Source organism: Bacillus sp. FSL W8-1143, assembly GCF_037965155.1.
Taxonomy (GTDB): domain Bacteria; phylum Bacillota; class Bacilli; order Bacillales; family Bacillaceae; genus Bacillus; species Bacillus pumilus.
Genome location: NZ_CP150182.1, coordinates 491,547 through 515,568 on the forward strand (window position 1 = coordinate 491,547; position 24,022 = coordinate 515,568).

At 41.3% G+C, this 24,022-nt stretch carries 20 protein-coding genes and 1 riboswitch; of the genes, 15 read left to right on the plus strand and 5 right to left on the minus strand.

The annotated features are described in order from the left end of the window. The first annotated feature begins 67 nt into the window (after positions 1–67). The 12 genes from NSQ36_RS02400 (at position 68) to NSQ36_RS02455 (ending at position 16,674) form a co-directional block, all read left to right on the plus strand. The gene (locus NSQ36_RS02400) at positions 68–2,254 is read left to right on the plus strand and encodes a DNA topoisomerase III (RefSeq protein WP_003214040.1); all 2,187 of its coding nucleotides are present in this window, start codon (positions 68–70) and stop codon (positions 2,252–2,254) included. Positions 2,255–2,451: 197 nt separating this feature from the next. Further along, the gene (locus tag NSQ36_RS02405) at positions 2,452–3,534 is read left to right on the plus strand and encodes a glycosyl hydrolase family 8 (RefSeq protein ID WP_050945526.1); all 1,083 of its coding nucleotides are present in this window, start codon (positions 2,452–2,454) and stop codon (positions 3,532–3,534) included. Next, positions 3,515–4,366: a GGDEF domain-containing protein gene (locus NSQ36_RS02410; RefSeq protein ID WP_339206657.1), complete on the plus strand. Its 852-nt coding sequence runs from the start codon at positions 3,515–3,517 to the stop codon at positions 4,364–4,366. The genes NSQ36_RS02405 and NSQ36_RS02410 overlap by 20 nt, the downstream gene beginning before the upstream one ends. Continuing rightward, positions 4,356–6,071 (plus strand): DUF2334 domain-containing protein, encoded by a 1,716-nt coding sequence (locus NSQ36_RS02415; protein ID WP_339206659.1) that lies wholly within the window; start codon positions 4,356–4,358, stop codon positions 6,069–6,071. The genes NSQ36_RS02410 and NSQ36_RS02415 overlap by 11 nt, the downstream gene beginning before the upstream one ends. Continuing rightward, positions 6,064–7,332, plus strand: a complete 1,269-nt coding sequence (locus NSQ36_RS02420) for a glycosyltransferase (RefSeq protein WP_050945528.1) — start codon at positions 6,064–6,066, stop codon at positions 7,330–7,332. The genes NSQ36_RS02415 and NSQ36_RS02420 overlap by 8 nt, the downstream gene beginning before the upstream one ends. A 4-nt stretch (positions 7,333–7,336) precedes the next feature. Beyond that, positions 7,337–9,424, plus strand: a complete 2,088-nt coding sequence (locus NSQ36_RS02425; protein WP_251191099.1) for a cellulose biosynthesis cyclic di-GMP-binding regulatory protein BcsB — start codon at positions 7,337–7,339, stop codon at positions 9,422–9,424. Positions 9,425–9,493: 69 nt separating this feature from the next. Next, positions 9,494–9,641: riboswitch (cyclic di-AMP (ydaO/yuaA leader) on the plus strand. A 112-nt stretch (positions 9,642–9,753) separates the two neighbouring features. Next, on the plus strand, positions 9,754–11,580 hold the full coding sequence (locus NSQ36_RS02430) for an APC family permease (RefSeq protein ID WP_339206662.1): 1,827 nt from the start codon (positions 9,754–9,756) through the stop codon (positions 11,578–11,580). 70 nt (positions 11,581–11,650) lie between these two features. After that, entirely contained in the window at positions 11,651–13,372 is a 1,722-nt protein-coding gene (locus tag NSQ36_RS02435) for a pyruvate oxidase (protein WP_050945531.1), read from the plus strand. Between the two features lie 194 nt (positions 13,373–13,566). Continuing rightward, positions 13,567–15,165, plus strand: coding sequence for a T7SS effector LXG polymorphic toxin (locus tag NSQ36_RS02440; protein ID WP_339207311.1), 1,599 nt, complete (start codon positions 13,567–13,569; stop codon positions 15,163–15,165). Between the two features lie 14 nt (positions 15,166–15,179). Beyond that, complete coding sequence (locus NSQ36_RS02445) at positions 15,180–15,689, plus strand: hypothetical protein (RefSeq protein ID WP_050945533.1); 510 nt, start codon at positions 15,180–15,182, stop codon at positions 15,687–15,689. A 222-nt stretch (positions 15,690–15,911) separates the two neighbouring features. Beyond that, positions 15,912–16,358, plus strand: a complete 447-nt coding sequence (locus NSQ36_RS02450; RefSeq protein ID WP_050945534.1) for a hypothetical protein — start codon at positions 15,912–15,914, stop codon at positions 16,356–16,358. 91 nt (positions 16,359–16,449) lie between these two features. Beyond that, positions 16,450–16,674 carry a hypothetical protein gene (locus NSQ36_RS02455; protein WP_003214145.1) on the plus strand — a complete coding sequence of 75 codons (225 nt, stop codon included), beginning with the start codon at positions 16,450–16,452 and terminating at the stop codon, positions 16,672–16,674. 39 nt (positions 16,675–16,713) lie between these two features. Here NSQ36_RS02455 and NSQ36_RS02460 read toward each other — a convergent pair whose 3' ends face one another. The 4 genes from NSQ36_RS02460 to NSQ36_RS02475 all read right to left on the minus strand — a co-directional run bounded on the left by NSQ36_RS02460 (position 16,714) and on the right by NSQ36_RS02475 (position 19,477). Next, the gene (locus NSQ36_RS02460) at positions 16,714–16,977 is read right to left on the minus strand and encodes a response regulator (protein ID WP_251191097.1); all 264 of its coding nucleotides are present in this window, start codon (positions 16,975–16,977) and stop codon (positions 16,714–16,716) included. A gap of 98 nt (positions 16,978–17,075) precedes the next feature. Continuing rightward, entirely contained in the window at positions 17,076–17,645 is a 570-nt protein-coding gene (locus tag NSQ36_RS02465; RefSeq protein WP_003213957.1) for a GNAT family protein, read from the minus strand. Positions 17,646–17,715: 70 nt separating this feature from the next. Further along, entirely contained in the window at positions 17,716–18,993 is a 1,278-nt protein-coding gene (locus NSQ36_RS02470) for an Nramp family divalent metal transporter (RefSeq protein ID WP_003214137.1), read from the minus strand. Positions 18,994–19,216: 223 nt separating this feature from the next. Next, positions 19,217–19,477 carry a GlsB/YeaQ/YmgE family stress response membrane protein gene (locus NSQ36_RS02475; RefSeq protein ID WP_003214275.1) on the minus strand — a complete coding sequence of 87 codons (261 nt, stop codon included), beginning with the start codon at positions 19,475–19,477 and terminating at the stop codon, positions 19,217–19,219. A gap of 157 nt (positions 19,478–19,634) precedes the next feature. Here NSQ36_RS02475 and NSQ36_RS02480 point away from each other — a divergent pair, with 157 nt between their 5' ends. Then, positions 19,635–20,465, plus strand: coding sequence for an EcsC family protein (locus NSQ36_RS02480; RefSeq protein WP_126741652.1), 831 nt, complete (start codon positions 19,635–19,637; stop codon positions 20,463–20,465). Between the two features lie 25 nt (positions 20,466–20,490). Here NSQ36_RS02480 and NSQ36_RS02485 read toward each other — a convergent pair whose 3' ends face one another. After that, positions 20,491–21,588 (minus strand): DctP family TRAP transporter solute-binding subunit, encoded by a 1,098-nt coding sequence (locus tag NSQ36_RS02485; protein ID WP_251191096.1) that lies wholly within the window; start codon positions 21,586–21,588, stop codon positions 20,491–20,493. An 83-nt stretch (positions 21,589–21,671) separates the two neighbouring features. Here NSQ36_RS02485 and NSQ36_RS02490 point away from each other — a divergent pair, with 83 nt between their 5' ends. Together NSQ36_RS02490 and NSQ36_RS02495 are read left to right on the plus strand one after the other, a co-directional pair. Further along, positions 21,672–23,276, plus strand: coding sequence for a sensor histidine kinase (locus NSQ36_RS02490; protein ID WP_251191231.1), 1,605 nt, complete (start codon positions 21,672–21,674; stop codon positions 23,274–23,276). Beyond that, a complete protein-coding gene (locus NSQ36_RS02495) occupies positions 23,273–23,956 on the plus strand; it encodes a response regulator (protein ID WP_050945539.1) in 684 nt (227 codons plus the stop codon). Before NSQ36_RS02490 ends, NSQ36_RS02495 begins: the two co-directional genes overlap by 4 nt. Positions 23,957–24,022 lie beyond the last annotated feature (66 nt).

A 24,022-nucleotide genomic window follows, 5' to 3' on the forward strand; every position in this document is an offset into this window, starting at 1 on the left:
CATTAGAACCGCATCTCCACGTCTGCTATAATAAAAGGATGGATAGAAGAAAGAGATGTGAAATCTAGTGTCAAAAACAGTTGTATTAGCAGAGAAACCTTCAGTCGGACGTGATCTTGCACGTGTACTGAAGTGTCATAAAAAAGGAAATGGCTTTTTAGAAGGAGATCAATACATTGTGACGTGGGCGCTTGGCCATTTGGTCACACTGGCTGATCCAGAAGGCTACGGAAAAGAATTTCAATCCTGGCGTTTAGAGGATTTACCAATCATTCCAGAACCGCTTAAGCTTGTGGTGATGAAAAAGACAGGAAAACAATTCCAAGCAGTGAAAGCGCAGCTTGCGAGGAAAGATGTCAAAGACATTGTCATCGCAACAGATGCTGGACGTGAAGGGGAGCTTGTCGCTCGATGGATTCTTGAAAAAGCGCATGTGAAAAAGCCTTTGAAACGATTATGGATCTCATCTGTCACGGACAAAGCCATTCAAGAAGGCTTCAAACGATTAAAAGACGGCAAAGAATACGATAACCTGTATCGCTCAGCCGTTGCACGTGCAGAGGCAGACTGGATTGTCGGCATCAACGCAACAAGAGCGCTGACAACGAAGTTCAATGCACAGCTTTCCTGCGGACGGGTGCAAACACCAACGATCGCCATGATCGCCAAACGAGAAGAAGACATTCAGCAATTTCAGCCGAAGCCGTTCTATGGATTGACTGCACAAGTAGATGGACTGACTTTGACATGGCAGGATGCCAAAACAAAGCAAAACCGGACATTCCAAGAGAGTGTGATCAAAGAACGCTTGACAGCCTGCGAAGGAAAACCAGCAGTGGTTGATGCGTTGAAAAAAACAGCGAAAAAAGCTTTCGCGCCGGGACTGTACGATCTGACTGAATTGCAGCGTGATGCACATAAACGCTATGGTTTTTCAGCCAAAGAAACATTATCTACGCTTCAGCGATTGTATGAGCAGCATAAGCTCGTAACATATCCACGTACAGATTCACGATTTATTTCAGCGGATATCGTTCCTACATTAAAAGATCGTTTAAAAGGAATGAACGTCAGACCGTACGCCCAGCATGTGAACCGGATTTTACAATCAGGTGTCAAAGCGCACAAAGGCTTCGTCAATGATGCCAAAGTGTCAGATCACCATGCGATTATTCCAACCGAGGAAGAGCTGTACCCAGGAGTATTAAGCGATAAAGAGCGTAAATTATATGACCTCATTGCCAAACGATTCCTTGCGGTACTCATGAATCCTTTCGAGTATGAGGAAACAACGGTCATCACCAAAATAGGCAGTGAAACGTTCACAGCAAAAGGGAAAACCGTGCAAGCAGCTGGCTGGAAAGCCGTGTACGATGACTCATATGAAGAAGAGGAATCAGCCGAGGCAGATCAACATTTGCCGCTGCTTTCAGAAGGACAGTCACTAGATGTACGACAGCTGAAAGAGACAAGAGGAGAAACGAAGCCTCCTGCACGTTTTAATGAAGCGACCCTATTATCTGCTATGGAAAACCCAGCGGCATTTATGCAGAACGAGGAAAAGGACTTAGTGAAAACCCTTGGTGAAACAGGTGGACTAGGAACAGTAGCAACAAGAGCCGATATTATTGAAAAGCTGTTCAATAGCTTCTTAATCGAGAAAAAGGGCAAAGACATTTTCATCACATCGAAAGGGAAGCAGCTGCTCTCGTTAGTGCCTGAGGACTTAAAGTCTCCTGCATTAACAGCGGAATGGGAACAAAAGCTTTCTAAAATCGCCAAAGGGCAATTGAAAGCTTCTCAATTCATGAGTGAAATGAAGTCATATGCCAAACAAGCTGTATCTGAAATCAAACAGACGAACCAGACCTTTAAGCATGACAATGTCACTGGCACCCATTGTCCAGACTGCGGTAAACTCATGCTGAAAGTGAATGGAAAACATGGCACGATGCTCGTTTGCCAGGACCGAGAATGCGGCCATCGTAAAAATGTGGCGAAGAAAACAAACGCACGCTGCCCGAACTGTCATAAAAAGCTCGAGCTGCGCGGAGAAGGCGATGGCAAAATCTTTGCTTGTGTATGCGGCCATAGAGAAAAACTGTCTGTCTTCGAAAAACGCAAATCTCAATCCAATCAAAAGAAAGCCAGTAAGCACGATGTGTCTAAATATATGAAGAAACAAAAGAAAGTGGAAGAACCAATTAATAACGCACTAGCTGAACAATTAAAGAAGTTAAAATTAGATCAATAGTTCTATAAAAACCCGTGCGGAAACGCATGGGTTTTTCAGTATTATTAAGTGTATCGACATATTGTTTTTCTGAAAATGGGAATAAATATGCGAAAAGGCTCGTAATTTGGCATAAAATATTCATTTAAATTTAAACAAAAACGCTCTATAATAAATCGTTAGATGCTTAGAGAACGCGGAATTGAAAGGGGACACGAATGCATACACGCATATATCGTACAGCAATTGTTTTACTCATTGTCATTCTACTAGGCGGATGTACCTGGGAACAGCAGAAAGAATCAGCTGATCCAGTATCACCTCAGCCCGTTTTGCCTGGAGAATATTTTATCACTCACCACTTAATGACAGATCAAGGCTTGATTCGCACCTCTTTTGCAGAGCAGCACATTTACTTATCTGAATCACTTGGACTTTGGATGGATTATCTTGTTCGAAAAAAAGATCAAAATTCATTTGACCAACAATTTGATGTTCTGCAAGATCAATTTTTACTAGACCATCATCTTCTCAGCTGGCAAATTGAATCCGATCAAAAAAATAAGGCCAATGCTTTAGTTGATGATTTACGTGTAGTGACGGCACTTCAAAAGGCAAATCATTTGTGGAAGAAGTCAGCGTATCAAACGACAGCAAAAGAAATCGCTCAAGCGTTAAAAGAAAAAAACATGTTCAAAGGCATATTGTCCGATTATTATGATGCATCAACCAATCGAACTTCACATACAATCACACTCTCATATATAGACCCAAAAGCAATCAAAGAATTGGAATCCCTCCAAATATTCACGAAACAAATGACCAGTAACCAATTAGCCATTCTAAAACAAGCACCGAGAAAAAAAGGATTCTTTCCTAAATCCTATGACATAAAGAAAAAAACCTATTCATTCGATCAAGAAATCAATATGATCGATCAACTTTATACAGCTTTACATGCATATCATGCAAAGGTGAATACGTCCGAGATCATGAAATGGCTTAAAACGTCGTTTAAACAAGAAGGCAAACTGTACGGAAGATACAAACTGAGCACATTGAAGCCATCTGTCACATATGAATCGCCTTCGGTATATGCACTCGTCATTTTGTATGCCCTTAAACAAAACGAGCTGAAATTCGCAAAGACTGTCTATCACCGCATGAAAGAATTACAAACTCAAGATCCTCTCAAGCCTTACTACGGAGGATACATGAACGAAAAAGAGACACACTCATTTGATAACTTATTGCCTTTAATTGCAGAAAGGGAGCTTCTAAATGAATCGGTTGTTCAGTAACACGTATCGCTTGTACTATTCTCTGCTCCTCACGTTTGCAGGCCTTATTTTGTTTATGGGCTACCTTAACGTACAAGATGCGGAGAGCTTTATGATCATCGCACTGACATTTGTCGTGTTAGGCTGTGGTATTTTATTTGGTATCCTACCATCATTAATTTTCACCTTACTGTTTTTGTTCTTTATAGGAAGCGTCATGTTCTTTACAGAGCTTGGTCATGAAAATTCCCTTTTTTCAAATCAAACATTGCAAGATGTAGTAATTTGGGGCGTAGCACTTCTTTTTTTCGCTATTTCAGCGGGAAGCTTGCATGAACGGATCAATACGCTGCGTCACACCATTGAACAACAAAAGCAGGCCATCAAACAATTTGTGGCGATTGACTCGACAACAGGATTTGACAATGCTGAGCGGATGAAGCTCGAATTATCCGAGGAAATGAAACGGGCGGAACGGTACAAACAGCCATTTGTCTTTATCCTTCTTCATATGAATTACGCAGCGGAATTCAAATCGTTATATGGAGAAAAAGAAATGCAGCATCTATTTCAGCAATTAAGTCTCAAGATACGCGAAAGCGTAAGAGAAACCGATAAAAAATTTCGGTTATCTGAAGAACGAATGGGCTTGCTGCTAACCCATACACCAGAAGAAAATGTGTCAGTTGTCCTTGATAAGCTAAAGGATAAACTGCAAACGCATGTCCTATTAAACGGTCGTGAAGTGACCTTGACATTTCATGTCTGTCATTTAACAAGCAGCTCGGATTATCGTACGCCAGAGCAGTTTTTAGAAGAACTAGAAAAAGAGATGATGATGAATGAACTTTAATTCTTTGATGAAATGTTGTTTGATGATCACGCTTTTTTCGATTCTTTCGTTTAAACACATGGCTTCAGCCGATGCGCTCGTCACGCAGCCAAATACACTGATCGTTTATTCCACACCATCGGGGGAAGTGACTCCAGCCGTTCATATGCTGGATCTACTCGCCGGTCATTTTTCAAAACAGACGACGATTGTATCTGATGAACATTTGGCTGAAAAGAGGATGAATGAATTTCAGCAAGTCATTTATCTTGGAGAAATAAAGAGAACCCTGTCAAAACAAACCATTCGTGCGATGAACGAATCACAGCAATTCATCGCTATTGGATACAATGCGGAACAGCTTCGCCCATTCTCCAAGCTTACTTTTCACAAACAAGATCATATCAGTCAATTGAAACATACACATGATCAGACATACCGTCAGCTAGAGAGAAGGATCAATGTGTTAACGGTTCGAGGGACAGACTTGGAAAATGAATTTCTAGTGAAGAAACGTCAATCTGATCTGCCATTTGTGACTCAGACAAAAGAAGGTACGGCATATATCGGTATCTTAGATGTCGTGCAACACAACAAGCTTCTTGCAGAAGTGCTAGAAAAATACATGCCATCTTCTGTGCAAATGAAGACAAAATACTTAATGCTCGGGAACATCAGTCCAGCAAGTGACGAGAAGAAGCTACTAGAACTTGGACAATACGTATCCGCACAGCATATTCCTTATCAAATTGCAGTGACCCCTGTTTGGATAGATCGAGCAACAGGTGATGAAGTCACACTGAGCGACCGCCCGAAGCTCGTGAATGTGTTAAAACAATTGCAAGAAAATGGAGCGAGTATCATTCTTCATGGCTTTAGCCGTACGTATCGAACGGAGGAATCTGGTCAGGGATTTGAGTTCTGGGATGCAAAATATGATCAGCCCATCACGACAAATGATCCAAAAAATGCAGAGAAGAAACAAAGTAAAAGCCAATTCCCAAATGAAAAAGACTTTCATACGTATACCAAATTGAATCAGCAGCAAGAAGTCGCCTATACAGAAAAGAAACTGACAAAGGGCATTGAGCTTCTTGCTAGGCAAGGCTTATATCCTCTTGCGTTCGAGGTGCCGCATGATGCGATATCACAAAAAGGTTATGAAGTAATTTCAAAGCATGTGTCCAGTCTATTTGGACAGGTGCAGCTGTCAGACCGCACTTGGAAAACAGCCGGTGCATCGCCGCTCGTGACGTCTCCTGCCATGTTACACGGCATGACCTTATATCCTCAGCAGCAAGTTGAGCAAGTGTCTGACAAAGAAGGTTCAAATGTTTTAACTGAACAGACGATTCAATCCGTGCAGCATCTGCAATCAGCCGCAATCGGGCTGTCCTATGACGTGGAGTTAGGGATAGCAGGGTTACAGAATTTAATCACACAGATGGAGGCAATCCCTTCTAGCGAATGGCTGGATGTAAAGAAAACAAAACAGACGGTCCAAACTGCACATGTAAAAATCCAAACATCTGGGAATGGACATATTCAAGTAGAGGAATCCAACATCGCCGAAACAAAAACAGTCAAACGAAGTGGCATGGAAAATATGCTGAGAATTCTCACGGTCGTGGTCATGCTGTTTATTGCGGCATTTGCTTTATACACATTGTATTTAAGACTGACAATGAAAAAACGAATTTTTAAGGAGAGAAAATTAGGTGGCTGATGTCTTATTTTATCTTTCATTAATGCTCATTTGGATCATGCTTCTATACCACATGTTTCTCATGCAGGGCGGCTTTCAGCATTACCTCACCTATGAAAAAGTGCTGCCTAAATGGACAAAACAAGGGAAAGAGCTGCCGACCGTCAGTATCCTGATTCCTGCTCATAATGAAGAGGTCGTCATTCGGCAGACATTAAAAGCGATGGTTCAGCTATCTTATCCTAAACACCTCCTTGAAATCATTGTGATTAATGACAATTCTTCTGATCGCACAGGAGAGATTGTGCAATCATTCAGTGAACAATATGATCATGTCCATATGATTGAAACGAAGCCGCCATTTGCAGGGAAGGGAAAATCCACTGCGCTGAATGAAGGCTTGAAGGCTTCAACAGGAGAAGTGATTTGCGTATACGATGCAGATAACATGCCTGAACCAAAGGCTGTCTATTATTTGGTTCTTGGATTATTAAATGACCCAAAAGCAGGCGCTGTTGTCGGGAAATTCAGGGTGATCAATGCAACCAAAAATTTGCTGACCAAATTTATTAATATTGAGACCATCTGTTTCCAATGGATGGCGCAGGGCGGGAGATGGAAATGGTTTGGTATTGCGACAATACCAGGTACCAACTTCGCCATCCGCCGGCACATTTTAGAAGAGCTCGGCGGCTGGGATGTCCAAGCTTTGGCCGAGGACACCGAATTAACGATCCGTGTGTATAACCTGGGATATGTGATTCGATTTTTTCCAGCTGCGATCACATGGGAACAAGAGCCTGAGACATGGAAGGTCTGGTGGCGGCAAAGAACGCGCTGGGCTAGAGGGAATCAATATGTTGTCCTTAAATTTTTAAGGCAGTTTATGAAGCTGAAACGAAAACGAATGGTTTTCGATTTGTTTTATTTCTTCTTTACGTATTTCTTATTTTTCTTCGGCGTTCTGCTCTCAAATGGCATCTTTATTGTAAACCTATTTGTTGATCTTCATTTATCTGTAGGGGCTGTCGCACTAATCCTTTGGGGATTAGCCTTCTTCCTCTTTCTAACAGAAGTGATGATTACATTAAGTATTGAGAAAACAGAGCTCACCAAACAAAATATTCTCATTGTGGTCCTCATGTACTTCACCTATTCTCAAGTATGGATTGCGCTTGTCGTGTACTCCTTATGTGTAGAGGTGAAGAGCCGATTATTGAAACAAGAAGTGAAATGGTACAAAACAGAGCGTTACGATCAACAACAAAAGAAAAGCGGGTGACAAATTGAAATCGGTCAAATGGATGTTTTTAATATTAGCGCTATCCCTTGCCATTCAGCCTTTTTTCATGGCAAGTCAAGCAATGGCGCAATCCAATCGAGTACAAGTGAAAGACGATTGGGTTCACTCATCAAAAGGAAATCAAACAGAAACGCAGCATCTATCAGAAGATGTGGTGACCTTGTATGGTCAAGAAGACCGCACTGAATTTTCCTATCAAATGGAGAAAGAAAAAGTAGAGTCTAGCACTCTTACATTAAATATAGAGGCTTCACCATTACTAATATCGCCATCATCTTTCACAGTGATGATCGATGGAGAGATTGAAAAAACGATCCCTGTATCAGGGAAAAACCCAAAAAAATCGATTCAAATCAAATTGAACAAAACGCAACTGAAAAAAGGATCTCATCAAATTCAGCTCGCATTTTATGGTGTGTTAAAAGAAGGTGTGTGTATCAACCAAGAGACGCCTGCCAATTGGCTGAAAGTATATCCTGAAAGTGAGCTGGCGTTCAAAGGAGTTCAAACGAAAGACGTGACGTTAGACAGCTTCCCTTCACCATTTATTCCATCAGGTGATCAGGAAGAACAAACAGATATTGTGATTCCAAATAAACCAGAAGCGGCTGAATTAGAAGCGGCTATGAAAGTATATCGTACGTTGAAAAACAAAGACCGCCTAGCAGACCTCAAACTCGTTCAAGAAAAGGACGTCGAGCAAATTGCGCACCCAACTATTGCTGTTGGAGCAAAAGGAAGCTGGAATGGACGAATAAAATCGCTCGAGCAAGCGGCTGGAATTAAAACAGAAGGCGATCAACTTACGTTAGCGGTGAGAACCCTGACAGCAAAGAAAAAAGAACAGCCCATTTTATTTGTCACTGCTAAGCAGCCAAAGACAATTGCTGAAAAAATCAATGTCTTGACTCAGCCAGAACTGACAGGTCAGCTCACTGGAACCGACTTGCTGCTGCAAAAGGTGACAGCTAGTGCTTCTAAGCCATCTCATCATATTTCCTTAATAGATTTTGGCGCAGATGATGTCAAAGTTGGAACCAAAAAGACAGCATCTGATCATTACTATTATCCGAAAGCATTAATGGCTCAACAAAAATCAGGTGCAAAACTAAATCTATCATTTAAAAAATCAGATCCAGCGAACAAAGCAGAGCGTCTAACAGTGATGATCAATAACGAACCGCACGACGTACCGTTAACAAAACTAGGAAACAAAGATGAGAATGGGTTCTACCATGTGTCGATTCCAGTAGATTCACAAGTGCTTCAAAAGAACGAATATGTGGACTTACAGTTTGTCACAACAGGTTTTAAAAACATGGAATCCTGTAGACATACAGATGAAGAAGGCTGGATTTACATTGATAAGAACAGCTCTCTTCAAATACCAGAAGGAACAACTAGTGATACACCGGACTTAGCCGCATGGCCGCTTCCTTACACTTCAGAAACGGAGCAAGGAAACACATTGATCATTATGCCAGATCAAATCAATCAAGCCTCAATCAATCAAATGGCTATGCTGACCGAATCATTTAGTCAGCCGGAAGCTACTCAATATCATTTGATTGAAGCATCGAATGTGACAAATGAACAATTGAAAAAGAACTCTCTCATTTTCATCGGAGGCATCCAGACATTCTCTCTTTTAAAAGAAAAAGCAGATGATCTCATCGTTCCAGCGAAAAAGGGTCAATATGATGTATCCTCATTTGGCATGATCAACGAAACAACAGCTCGTATTGTATGGACGCAGCCATCCGTATGGAATAAAGAACAAACCATGACCGTTTTTTCAGGAATGACGGCAGCTGACGCTGATATATCAAATGAAGTGATTCGATTCCTTCAAACAAATACTGAGACCGCAACAGTTGCAATAGAAAGCAAAAACAAAGATGTGTTCTCTAATCACCAAACAGTCAGCAATGCAAAAAATGATCTTAAAAAAGGTGAAAAGCAAGGCGGCGGTGATTCTTGGATTTACTTTGCATGTATCGCTGTACTGATCACTTTTGTCGTTGTGATGATTGTTTATTTCGTACGAAAAAACCGCAAAAAGACTGATTAATAAACGGTCAAAAGACCTCGAAAAAATCTCTTTACTTTGGTGTCAAACGGGAGTATGATCTCTTTTATAAAAGACCAATCGCTGAATCATTTCGATGAGCGGGGGAACCAATTTTGGTGGTATAAAACACCATGTGGGGTGAATCCTTTTAAGGTAGGGCAAAGTCTCATGCGCCCGAATCCGTCAGCTAACCTCGTAAGCGTTAAAGAGAGCAAAGACCAACCTGTGATCTAAACAATAGACACAGGGGCATTCTATTGCCTCTGTGTCTTTTTGGCGATCCATCTTTTGCAACTTAAATCGTTTGACACTAAAGGAGCGGGCATCACATGTACAGTTTGATGAAGCGTATTTTAATTGGTAAACCATTAAAATCACAGGCAGCAGGAGAACAAAAACTATCAAAAATCAAAGCGTTGGCATTATTGTCATCAGACGCATTATCATCAGTTGCATATGGTACAGAACAAATCTTAATTGTTCTTTCTGTCGTTAGTGCAGCAGCATTTTGGTACTCACTCCCGATTGCAGGTTGTGTATTAATTCTTTTAATGGCGTTAATTCTGTCTTACCGCCAGATCATTTATGCTTATCCAGAAGGCGGCGGGGCATATGTCGTCTCTAGCAGAAACCTAGGTGAAAAACCGGGATTGATCGCTGGCGGATCATTGCTTGTAGACTATATTTTGACTGTAGCAGTGAGCATTTCAGCGGGGACCGATGCCGTCACATCGGCTTTTCCAACACTATATCCATATCATGTCTTGATCTCAATTGTATTGGTCATCGTGATTATGGTGCTCAACCTCCGTGGATTAACAGAATCGGCATCTATTCTGGCTTATCCTGTATACTTGTTTGTATTTTCACTCCTTATATTAATTGGAGTAGGCGGTTTCAAATTATTAACAGGCGGCGTACCGCCAGCACCTGAACATACAGCGGTAGGCACACACGTACAAGGCATTACATTATTTTTGTTATTAAAAGCTTTTTCATCTGGCTGTTCTGCTCTGACTGGAGTAGAAGCCATTTCAAATACGATTCCATCCTTTAAAAAACCAGCTGCACAAAACGCAGCGAGAACATTGTTGATGATGGGTGGATTGCTAGCTGTTTTATTTGTGGGAGTCACATTGCTTGCATTTGGTTTCGGCATCTCGCCAAAGCCAGAAGAAACGGTTGTATCACAAATTGCGTCAGACACTTTTGGACGTACGTTTTTCTATTACGTGATTCAGGCAGTCACAGCGCTAATTCTAATATTAGCGGCAAATACCGGCTTTTCAGCCTTTCCGTTATTGGCTGTCAATTTAGCAAAGGATAAATATATGCCGCGTATGTTTACTGTTAGAGGAGACCGGCTTGGTTACTCTAATGGCATTATCTTTCTAGGCGTAGCCTCTATGCTGCTCATCTGGTTGTTTGATGGGAAGACAGAACATCTCATCCCGCTATATGCTGTCGGTGTGTTTATTCCATTTACCCTGTCGCAGACCGGCATGTGTGTGAAGTGGATTCGTGAAAAACCGCAGGGCTGGAAAACGAAAATGCCAATCAATATTGTCGGAGCACTGATTTCTTTTACAGTTTTTATGATTCTCATTTTGACCAAGTTCCATCTCGTATGGCCAATATTTGTTTTCCTGCCTATTGTTTTATTTATCTTTTATTCCATTAAAAAGCATTATTTGTCTGTTGGAGAACAACTGCGTTTATTGAATGAAACAGAGCCAGTTGAGATTAAAGGAAATGTGGTCATCGTACCGATAGCAGGAGTCACACGTGTTGTTGAACAATCTGTTCAGTATGCAAAATCTTTATCAGAGCAAGTCATAGCGGTTCATGTATCCTTTGATAAAGAAAAGGATAAGAAAATTGAAGAAGATTGGGAAAAACTCAATAGCGGTGTACGGCTTGTGATGCTGCATTCGTCCTATCGAAGCCTCATTCACCCACTAGATAAATTTCTTGAGACAGTTGAGACAAAAGCAAATGCCCATCAATATAAAGTGATGGTCCTCGTGCCACAATTTATACCGAAAAAAAGATGGCACACCATTTTGCATAATCAATCTGCCTTTTTATTAAGATTCCGCCTATTATGGAAGCGGGATATTGTGGTGGCAACCCTGCCCTATCATTTTAAAAAGTAGCAGAAGCAGGTTGAAACGTTTGATCAAAAGGATGCGGTGGTATGGAGTAAGAAAAAAGGAGTTTTCTCACATGCCGCAAAGAACCGCAGGAAAAGAAGTAACAGCGCTACTGGAAGAGTGGGGCGTGAAACATATTTATGGAATGCCCGGCGATAGTATAAACGAATTGATTGAAGAACTTAGGCATGAATCAAGCCAAATAAAATTTATCCAAACGAGACATGAAGAAGTGGCAGCACTATCAGCGGCGGCTGATGCCAAACTAACAGGTAAACTTGGTGTCTGCTTATCAATCGCTGGGCCGGGTGCTGTCCACTTATTAAATGGGCTGTATGATGCAAAAGCAGATGGTGCACCAGTTTTAGCAATTGCAGGGCAGGTTGCTTCGGCCGAAGTAGGCAGAGACGCATTCCAAGAAATCAAATTGGAGCGAATGTTTGACGATGTCGCTGTCTTTAATCAGCAGGTACAGACAGCAGAGGCGCTGCCTGACTTATTGAATCAAGCCATCAAAGCAGCTTATACCCATAAAGGTGTGGCAGTTCTCACCGTATCGGATGACTTATTTTCTCAAAAAATAAAGCGTAAACCCGTCTATACATCTCCTCTTTATGTTGAGGGAGAAGTACGGGCGAAGAAAGATCAATTGCTAAAGGCAGCTCAGCTGATTAACAATGCTAAGAAGCCAGTCATCTTAGCAGGTAAAGGATTAAGACATGCAAAAGAAGAGCTTCTTTCATTTGCAGAAAAGGCAGCTGCTCCTATCGTCATCACGCTTCCTGCAAAAGGGGTTGTGCCAGACAGGCATCCATACTTTTTAGGTAACTTAGGTCAAATTGGAACGAAGCCGGCATATGAAGCGATGGAAGAATGTGATCTCTTAATTATGCTTGGCACCTCCTTTCCATATAGAGACTACTTACCAGAGGACACGCCAGCCATTCAACTAGATATTAAACCAGATCAAATCGGCAAAAGGTATCCGGTAGATGTGGGAATTGTGAGCGACAGCAAGAGTGGTTTGCATGAACTAACTTCCTACATTGAATATAAAGAACAGCGTGGCTTTCTTGAAGCTTGTACAGAGCATATGATGAAGTGGCGAGAAGAAATGGATAAAGAAAAATCTGTTGCTACTTCACCAATTAAACCGCAGCAAGTCATTGCTAGACTAGAAGAAGCAGTCGAGGACAATGCCATTCTTTCAGTTGATGTTGGTAATGTCACGGTATGGATGGCACGTCATTTTGAAATGAAACAGCAGGATTTCATTATCTCCAGCTGGCTTGCCACAATGGGTTGCGGTTTACCTGGTGCGATTTCAGCTAAATTGAATGAACCGAACCGACAAGCCATTGCCGTCTGTGGTGATGGAGGCTTCACAATGGTCATGCAAGACTTTGTGACAGCTGTAAAGTATAAGCTGCCGATCGTTGTCGTAATCTTAAACAACAACAATTTAGGGATGATTGAATATGAACAACAGGTAAAAGGAAACATAAATTATGGTATAGAGCTGGAGGATATTGATTTTGCTAAGTTTGCAGAAGCGTGTGGCGGCAAAGGAATCTCCGTGTCATCACATGAAGAATTAGCTCCAGCCTTTGATACAGCTCTTCAATCCGATAAACCAGTCATTATTGATGTCGCTGTCGCCAATGAACCTCCGTTACCTGGGAAAATCACTTACACCCAAGCAGCAGGCTTCAGTAAATATTTATTGAAAAAATTCTTTGAAAAAGGTGAGCTGGATATCCCTCCACTCAAGAAAAGCCTCAAACGCTTTTTCTAAACACAAAGTAGTCGGTCTTCTGAAAAGAGGGCTGACTTTTTTTGCGATGATTAGGAAAAATATTTCAATTGTCACTTGCCTTCATCTCTATTAAAATATTTGGAAATAATTTTTGTAACTTAAAGCCTATTTTTCCAATTCGCTGAGAAAGGTAAAATAGACTTTATGATCAATAATGGAGGGAGTGACTTCTTCTGGGCAAGATACTTGATGCAAAAGCACTAACAAGTGCCATGGACGCAAGGGCAAAACACTACCAGGAACTCCGTGAACAAATGGTAGACTTGAAAAAGACACTTCAAGGCGTGGCAAACCTCGGTGATGATTTCACTGGAAAAGGTGCCGATAACATTAAAAGCTTTTATAAAGAACTGGCTGGAAATGTAGATATGTTTATCAGCTTCATTGATAAGCAAAAAGCCTTTCATGAAGGTGTTTCTGGGACACTTGATGATACGAGTTTTGGCGGCGAAACCTTCGTAGAAGAACACTTTTTAGACAACGCTGTACATATGGGCATCAAAAATGCCAAAAGCATTGTGAAGGATCAAAAAAAGGCGCTTAAAACGATTTTTCAAGACATCGACGACCTCATTTCTCTAGAAGTATTTGATAGTCAAACCTTTGATGAAAAAATTGCAGATGCGGAAGACGAGCGAAAAAAGACGATCAAAGATCTAAGAGAGCTTGATCAAAATTTAAAAGATGAATATGCTTTGTCAGAAACGGAGCAGCAAGCTACAATGGCATTGTATACGGAAATGATGAATGCCACAAATGATGGAAAAGCCATTTCGCCTATGAATTTTGACAAGAAAGCGTATCAAAATAGCGAAATCTACAAGGCAAAAAGCGATATTGAGAAGCAAACTTCTGAATATCTGAAAATCAAAAAAGAACAAGAAGAAGCACGCGAGATCGCAAAGGAACAAGAAGCACTCGCCAACCGTCCTTGGTATGAAAAAGCACTTGATTATGGCGGAAATATCGTCAATGAATTGACAGGTGTGAACGATGCAAAACGTGCCGCAACAGGTGTTGACCCGATCACAGGTGAAGAGCTCACCGCAGGACAGCGCGTCGCCGCAGGCGGCATGGCAGCAGCGGGTTATATCCCAATCGTCGGATGGGCAGGTCGTATTTTCAAAGGTGGTAAAGCCGTCTATAAAACAACTCAAGCCACATCAGCCGCAGTGAGAGCAGTTGACATTTACAAGACATCGCAAAAATCCTTTGACGCCTTAAAAACATCTCAAAAAGGCTTATATGGTCTTACCGCCACCAACGGCTTCAGCGAAGCGATTACAGGGCGTGATATGTTTGGGAATAAGATCTCAAAAGAACAGCAGGAAGCGAGTATGAATGCGGCTCTGGGAATGCTTTTGCCGTTTGGGGCGAAGGGGTTCAATGGGAAGATGGGGATTAAAGGTGGTACTGTTAAAAATGTGGATAATGGTACAGTGTGGAAGGATATAAAAGTTACTCAACCACTTTATGAAGGTACAAAAATCCCAAAATCTTTTGAATTAGCAACAGTTGATGGAAAGTTCTGGGTGCACCCTAATGGGACAAAACATATGGTTGAGTATATAACTAGAGATGCAACGACACATGGTATGCCGATAAATAGTCAAACTTTATTGTCGATTTTCCAAAGCTCTGTTAACAATGCTGCCAAGCAAGGAATTAAATATGAAGAAATTATGAAGGTAGGTAATTGGGAATTAATATTTAGTAAACCTCGCGGAGACGGATTGCTACCAGTAATAAAGCATGCTGTGTATATGCCTTAAAAGGAGAAATGATGATGTTAAAAGTAATAGAATATAAAGACAGTCAACCTATCAACATTGAATATGATCTTTATACACCGATTAATATAGAATTTGGTAGTTGGAATATATCAAAAGAGCCAACGATATATTGGAGAACTGGAGATTTCAAGAAATCTTTAATTGAAATAGGTTTAGGGAAATATACGGGTAATATTCGTTCAATTACACTAACGTTAAGTGAAAATGTACACAAAATGGAAAGTTTGAAATTAGATATGGAAGATATAATTATGGTTAAAGGTGTACCGAGTTTTCAGATAGAAGAATCTAATGATAATACCTATATAGACGAAAAAGGTAAATTAGACGTGTATATAGGTAGGGATAAGGTATTCATTTCATTCTCAGAAAATGATGCAGTATCTATTTTACAAAATGATACAGTAGGATTTGCTTTGGATAAAGAAGAAGTAGTATGTGGTATTATCATAAGTGGCATGTTAGAACATGAAAAGAAAACATTAGAAGATGCATTGAATTAGAGTATTATGAAATACAAAAACCTTGATGACTAAATGTCTTAAAAGGTTTTTTGTGTTGATCGGAGTTTAGAAAATTATTTGATAGTGATGAATATGGTGAAGGAATTTTTCATTATCAAGAAAGTGCTAGAAGCCACCTCATGAGCAAGTGAAAATGGATTATATAATTTTTTACAGCTGTTTTTTGTTTTGTTCAAACATAGAAACGGAAAGGGTTTTTAAATATTGAATGATATATTGACAAAGAAGTTAGTTGTAGAAAGTGGTATTGAGTTTGAAAAGTCTCTAGAGTATGGGGGACCCTATGAACTAGCGATTGTAGAATATACTCAAGGAGGGAAAGAAAAACTATTTACGGGACTAGCCTATGATATGTACGAAAACGGACATGTTGAAAGTTATTTCTATGTAGAGAAAGGTATTAAACAGGGGAAGTACGTGGAGTTTTACCCAAATGGCAGTTTGAAAAAAATAGGGTATATGAGGAAGAACACTACAGAGGGATATCAAGTGGAGTTTTTTGAGAATGGAAATAAAAAGTATGAGTGTGAATGTATTGCTGGTCGAGAGATGACTTACATAAAATATGATAAAGATGGTCATGTGAAAGAGTATAAGGAAGAACCTAATGAATCAGATTTAATATATGCTGAAAAATTCAATGAATGATCAATGGTCAAATGAATTATCAGTTAAAAAAGCTTAAAATGAGAAGAAATCAAATAGAAGTCATTACAAATTGAAAAGGGGAATAACAACCATGCTATGGATCCTCACACAAAACCAACAAACGCTGATTCATGTCCAAGAAGTCTCAGTAAGCGGCAAAAAAATTGAAGGGATGATCTTGGGGAGTACTTCCTGGGCAAAGATGCTCGGCAAGTATGACTCAAATGATCGCGCAGCCGAGATCCTTCAAGACATGATGAAGACGATTGAAGAACATCCAAATGCCACAATGACATACCGAATGCCTCTTCAATAAAAAGAAACCACCTTTCCATCGTGAAAAGGTGGTTTTTGTTTAGGATGGTGTTTTTCCAAAGGCTAAGAATAAGGGAATGCCTGTGCCAACAAGGGTGGTGGCAAATAGGAACATACCGCAAATAAATAGAAAATGGCTGGCTGAAAAGACGAGTGCCAGAATGAGAAAAACGATGCTGAGTCCTATCATGCAATAGGATGGGACAAAGCGGCGTTTGTAGGTGGCTTTCTTTGTTAGGAAGGAGAAGAAAATACCAAATAACAAAGGGACAATCCATAAGTAAAATAAAATAATAAGAGACATACATCATACCTCGATTTTTCCTTCTATTTTATCAGATGCCGATCACAACGGATACTACAAAGCTTCACTTTGTAAAATAATTCATGCAATCGACACAATTAAGTGGGCTGATTCATCGAATGCGTTTTTTGTTTTATATATTCAGGCTGTAAAAGGGCGTACACACAATGATCGGTAAAGCGATTGCCCAGCCATTCACATTGTCTTAAAATTCCCTCAAGCGAAAAGGATAATCGCTCTGGGATGCGTCTGCTTTTCTGGTTATCGACAGCAGCCCTAATCTCAATACGATGCAGCCCGCACTCTTCAAATAAATAGCGAATGACTGCTTGGCATGCTTTTGTCATGATGCCTTTTCCTTGATGGCCTTCTCCGAGCCAATAGCCGACTGAAACGGTTCTATTGATCCAATGAATTTGATGGGTGCCAATGATGCCGACAAGTTCTCCATGTGACCAAATGCCCGCTTGAAAACCGTTGTTCTGCATCGCTTGCTGCATCGCACCTTGGATAAACGCCATACTGTCTTCCTCTGTCTGCGTTGAATCCACCCAAAGCATCCATTCACGTAAATGCTCTCTCGACCGCTGGATGAGCAAATACAGACTTCTTGCGTCTCTTGGCTCAAGCAGCCGCATGGATATCTCTTGATCCTGATAAACAAACATGTATCCACATCCTCTCAGGGGAATTCTACCATAACCAAATGGAAAGAAAAAGACAGCTCAACACGGTCTTTTACATAAACGTATCTACAATTAAGAAGAGATTAAGTGCTACAACAAGAGCTGCTATCACCCAAGATATTCCTGTCACCCAGCGAGCATTCGTCAATTCGCCCATAATTCGTTTTTTACTTGTAAATAAAATGAGCGGAATTAAAGCAAAGGCAATCCCAAACGATAAGACGACCTGACTCATCACAAGCGCGGAGGTCGGATTCACTCCAGATGCAATAATCGCAATAGGAGGAATGATGGTAATCAGCCGGCGAACATACAGCGGGATCCGGTATTGAATAAAGCCCTGCATAATGATGTCGCCTGACAATGTACCGACAGAAGAGCTGGATAGTCCGGCTACAAGCAGACCTACACCAAATAAGATGGCTGATACAGGCCCTGCGAGTGTACCAAAATGCTGAAACGCAACATCCAAATCTTCAACAAAAAGACCATTTTTATAAAATAAAGCGGCTGCCACAATCAACATGCTGGCATTGATGGCCCCGGCGACGATCATTGCAATGAGGATATCTAAAAACTCAAAGCGGAAAATCTGCTTTTTCTCCTTTTCCGTTCTGCCGACGACTCTTCTTTGGGTTAAAGCTGAATGTAAGTAGATTGCGTGAGGCATGACAGTGGCACCTAAAATTCCAGCTGCAAGCAGCACGCTGTCTGCGCCATCAAATTTTGGAATGAACAGTCCGCCAGCGACACTTGCGATATCTGGTTTGGCGACAAAGGTTTGTACAGCGAAAGCGATCACGACAACGAACAACATGCCTGTGATACCTGCTTCTAATGCTCGATATCCTCGTCTTTGCAGCTCCAATATCGCAAATGAACCGATAGCCGCGATAATGGATGCTTCAAGTAGCGGGATTCGAAAGAGCAAGTATAAACCAAGTGCCGCCCCGATAAACTCAGCTAAATCCGTGGCAATAATGACGAGCTCTCCCTGAATCCATAAACCGATCGAAACGGGCTTTGGAAACTCTTCACGTGCGATTTCAGGTAAGTTTTTGCCTGTCGCAATTCCAAGCTTTGCGGATAAAGACTGGATGAGCAAAGCCATGAGATTTGATATGAGAATGACCCATAAAAGGAGATATCCATATTTGGAGCCAGCCGCAATGTTGGTGGCGAAATTTCCTGGATCAATATAAGCAATGGCTGCGATAAAAGCAGGACCGAGAAAAGGAAGGAGTCTTCTAAATCCCTTGACTTTTCCTTCAAGTGCACGCTCAGCTGCCTCTGACATGTGTGCCTGTGCCTCGATGTATTTGTTTGTCATATGTCATCACCTAGATTCTACAAAGTTTTGCTTGGGCACAAAATGTTTCCTTGATGCAATTTTTAATCATCATATGCCCATCTTCATGAAAAGTCAACTATCTGAACTAATAGGTTTGTTTATCATATGTAAGTGAAAAAAATAGATACCTTGTCAATCCAACACATAAAAAACACCGCCTTTATAGACGGTGTCCCTACTGCTTCCTCTGTTATTTGTTTTTTTAAGATACCCTTGATCCCACACTACGGAAGATCAGGCTTAAGATGATGACAAAGATCGCTGCACCTAAGATTGCTGGAATGATCGCAAAGCCTGCCAAACTAGGACCCCACGTTCCAAGTAATCCATGACCAATCCAAGCACCTGCAAGTCCTGCAATCATTGAACCGATCCATCCTCCTGGTACACTACCTCCAGCGAGTGCACTGCCAATAAGGCCGATGACAATCGCCACAACTAATGAAATCAGAAATCCTAACATGTTGATCACTCCTCTTTTTGTTTGTGTATTAAGCAATAACCGTTTTGAAAAAGTTTCAAACCTTTCGAAACCGATTCAATGTTCTATACGTATGATGGAAAAGGATTGTGTATAATAACAAACAAATACTTCAGCAGCATCTAAGGAGGAAAAAGGCATGGAGGAAAGAGAGTGGCTAAAAGCACAATTAAAGCAGATTGAACAGTGGGAGAAAGATCAGCAAAAGGTATGGTTTTGGGAGAAACTCAGCCGCCTGCCATTTCAAATGCTGGACAAGCTGACGCCTGCCTTTATCCAGAAAAAAATCGGTGTGCTGCTAGATGAAATGGGGCATTACATTCAATCAGGCGGTGCCTATTTGACATCAGAAAAAGGCATCATCCATCAATTTCAAAAGAAATGTGCCGACGAATCGATTCAGCGTATAGAAGATATAGAAAAAGCTCCAATTGAAATCATGGATGCCATTAGTGAACATATGGGGAAAAATAGGACGAATCTCGCCACGGTACAAGGGGCGACAACGGGTGTCGGTGGTATGTTTACACTGGCTGCAGATATTCCTGCGGTACTTGGTCTCTCCCTTAAAACATTACAGGATATTGCCGTCACCTATGGCTATGATCCTAAAAACAAGGAAGAACGGGTCTTCATCATAAAATGCTTACAGTTGACCTCTGCTGATGTGGTTGGGAAGAAATCGATATTAAAAGAACTCAGGAGCTATCATGCTTCCGAAGGGAAACACGAAAACATGTTCTCACAAATCCAAGGATGGCGTGAGGTAGTCTATAATTACCGAGATTCATTTGGCTGGAAGAAACTGTTTCAGCTTGTTCCCGTAGCAGGGATTTTATTTGGCGCAGTTTCCAACCGCTCACAACTAAAAAGTATTGCCGAAACAGGCATGATGCAATACCGAAAGCGAAGAATTGTCTCAAGATTAGAAGAGCTCACGCAGCAAGAACAGAGTGAATCTGGTGCATAAAAAATCCCTTTCTCAAAGGGATTTTTTATTTGGTCTTATCCTCTTCTTGAAAAGCATGGATCGGAGAATGTTCATAACGCGCACGCAGCTCACGAATCTGTTTGATTAGGGTAGAACCAATGGTTTTTTCGGCTTCCTCATACAAAGGATCGAGGGCTTTCATCCATTTTTGTCTTTCTGCTGGCGTCAATTCATGAATGGCAATCTGCGATTCCCGTTTAATGTCCTCCAGCTGATCTTTGTTCATCTGTTCTGCATGTTTTTCATTCCAAGCTGTTGTTTCTTCCATAGCTTCAAGTAAAATTCGTTTCGTTTCAGGTGTCTGGCGATCAAAGAAGGATTGATCTGTTAAGACCACATAGCCTAAATACCCGTGATTACTGATCGTCATATAGTCTTGTATATGATAGAATTTTTTTGAATAAATATTTGAAATGGTATTTTCTTCACCATCTACTTTTTTTGTTTCTAATAGCTGAAACGTCGAATTAAACGAATCCTGATAGGGCTTTGCGCCAAGAAGTTTGAATTGTTTTTCAATCATGTCGCTTTGCATAATGCGGAGAGATTGGTTTTTTAAATCACTAGGCTGTTTGATTGGACCTTTATTAGAGGTGATTTGCTTAAAGCCATTTGTCCAATACGCCATTCCCTTTAGCCCGTCTTTTTGCAGGGTGCCAAACAATCTTTGTCCAATTGCACCGTGCAAGCCTTCCTGAACCGCATCATAATTAGAAAAAGCAAAAGGAAGGTCAAGTGCCAGCCACTCAGAGGATAGCATGCCGAGCTTCGAGGTAGATGGTGCGATAAATTGAACTTGATTCTCTTTGAGTGCATTAATTTCTTCTATATCAGAATAAAGACTTCCGTTGGAGAAAATTTGAATGGTGATCTTCCCATCGGATTTTTCGTGCACAAGCTCAGCAAATTTCTTTGCGGCAAGTCCTTTTGGTGTATTATCTGCCACGACATGGCTAAATTTGAACACAAGCTGATCCTTTAGCCCTGTCTGTTCATCGTCAAAGGTCGTCGCTGCTTTTGGCATCATATGATAGAAACCAAAGTATAAAGCGGTTACAAAACCGATCAAGAGCAATAGTGTATAGGCGAGTAAATTCTTCATGCGTCCGATCCCCCTTATGTCAAGCATACTTGACCGAGGAAGAATTCGTAAAGATACAGGTGAAAAAAATGATGAGAAATCGATTGAAATTACAACAATTATCTATTAGATGGAAGCTCACCATCCTCACATATTTCGTTGTCATTTTCGCCCTTTTAATCGGAGGAATTGTCCTTGTTGGGGGAATCCAGCAAACAGAGGAACGAGAGCTTCGAAAAAGGCTCATGAACACAGCGAGAACAGTTGCGGAGATGAATGAGGTAAAGCAGGCGTTAGCTGATCAAACAAAGAAACGTGACCGATTACAGCATGCCATCGAAGAGATTCGGATTATTCAAGACGCTGACTACATTGTCGTCATGGATATGGAGCATGTGAGATTAACGCATCCAGTGAAAGCAAGGATTGGCCAGCGTTCGGAGGGGACAGATGAAGAGCCTGCTTTTGCCGAGCATATTTATTTCTCAGAAGCAGAGGGAGAGCTTGGGACCGCCATCAGAGCCTTTTATCCAGTGAAGGATGATCAATTTAATCAAACAGGGGTCGTCCTTGTAGGGAGAACGCTGCCAAGTATGATCGATATATTAGGAGAAATGAAGCGGGATATCCTCATGATCCTTTTGCTGACGCTCAGCTTTGGGCTTGTAGGTTCATTTTTACTCGCTCGTCATATTAAACAGCAAATGTTTAAGCTGGAGCCGCATGAGATTGTCAGAATGCTAGAGGAGCGCACCGCAACCTTTCACTCTATTAATGAAGGGGTCATCGCCATTGATAATCAGCACATGATCACCATTTTTAATGAAAAGGCGAAGCAAATCTTTGGCGTGACAGGGGATGTCGTAGGCCGGAATATTTGGGATGTGCTGTCTGACACAAGACTTCCAGAGATCATTGATCGCGCAGAACCCGTCTACAATGAAGAAATTCATATGAGCGGAAAGCGGATTATGAGCAGCCGGATTCCGATTGTCATGAAAAAGAAAATTATTGGAGCGGTCGCCATTTTTCAGGACCGGACAGAAGCGGCAAAATTAGCAGAGGAGCTAACCGGGGTTAAGAACTTTGTAGACGGTCTGCGGGTGCAAAATCATGAGCATATGAATAAGCTTCATACGATTGCCGGGCTGATTCAGCTTGGTAAACCCGATCAGGCGCTCGATTTAGCCTTTCAAACGACGGAAGAACAGGAACATGTGCTGGACTTTCTTCACCGCGTCATACAGCATGATGCCGTTGCGGGATTATTGATGAGCAAAATCAGAAGGGGCAAGGAGCTAGGCATAAAGGTCGAAGTAGACGAACATAGCTGTCTGCGTGATTTCCCTGAGCGTCTAGATCAGCATGATATGACGAAGCTGCTTGGCAACCTGATCGAGAATGCTTTTGCCTCTTATGATACTGTAGAAAGAGACACAAAACGCATTTCGATTAGTATTGATCAAACCGAGGATGTCCTCGCGATTTTAATTGAAGACAATGGCTCCGGGATTGAAGAGGAAATGATTCCTTATATTTTCGATAAAGGCTTCACACACGGCAAAGAAGGCGGAACAGGCTATGGCCTGTATATTGTAAAAACGATTATCGACAAAGGGATGGGAAATGTAGAAGTCACATCAAGCATCGGCATTGGTACCACCTTCTCAATCGAATTCCCAATGATCATAGAGGAGAGAGACAGATGACTCAGATTAAGGTGCTATTAATTGAAGATGATCCGATGGTGCAAGAAGTGAATAAAGAGTTCATTAAGAGTGTTCCTGGCTTTCAAGTGGCGGCAGTCGCAGGTAATGGGGAGCAGGGCATCCAGCTCATCAAAGAAATTCATCCAGACCTTGTAGTCCTCGATGTATATATGCCAAAAAAAGATGGCGTAAAGACGCTTCAAGACATTAGAAAGCAAAAGATACAGGTGGACGTGATCGTTATTTCTGCGGCAAAGGACAAAGAGACCATTGGCATCATGCTTCAAAATGGTGCACGAGATTATATCATCAAGCCGTTTAAGTTCGAACGTATGAAAGAATCGCTTGAAAGCTATAAAGCGTTTAAATCTAAAATTCGTACAGCAGCAGAATTTTCTCAGGAGATGCTGGATGATATCATACGAAAGCCTGCTGTTAAACAGGAAGATACTTGGCTCCCTAAGGGGCTGAATGTGCATACGATGAATGAAATTAAAGCCTATATGGGCATGCAGGAAGGTCCGCAGTCTGCAGAGGAAGTTGCCAATGCACTCGGCATTGCACGTGTCACGGCACGCCGGTATTTAGACTTCTTAGTGAAAGAAGGCGAGCTGAAATTAGATATGCAATATGGCGGGGTAGGCCGGCCTGTCAATAAATATATCGTACATTCTGACTAAGAGACCAAAAAGACCAAAATGTACGATATGTTCATAAGCTTCACAGCCTTTGATGAAATCGCTATC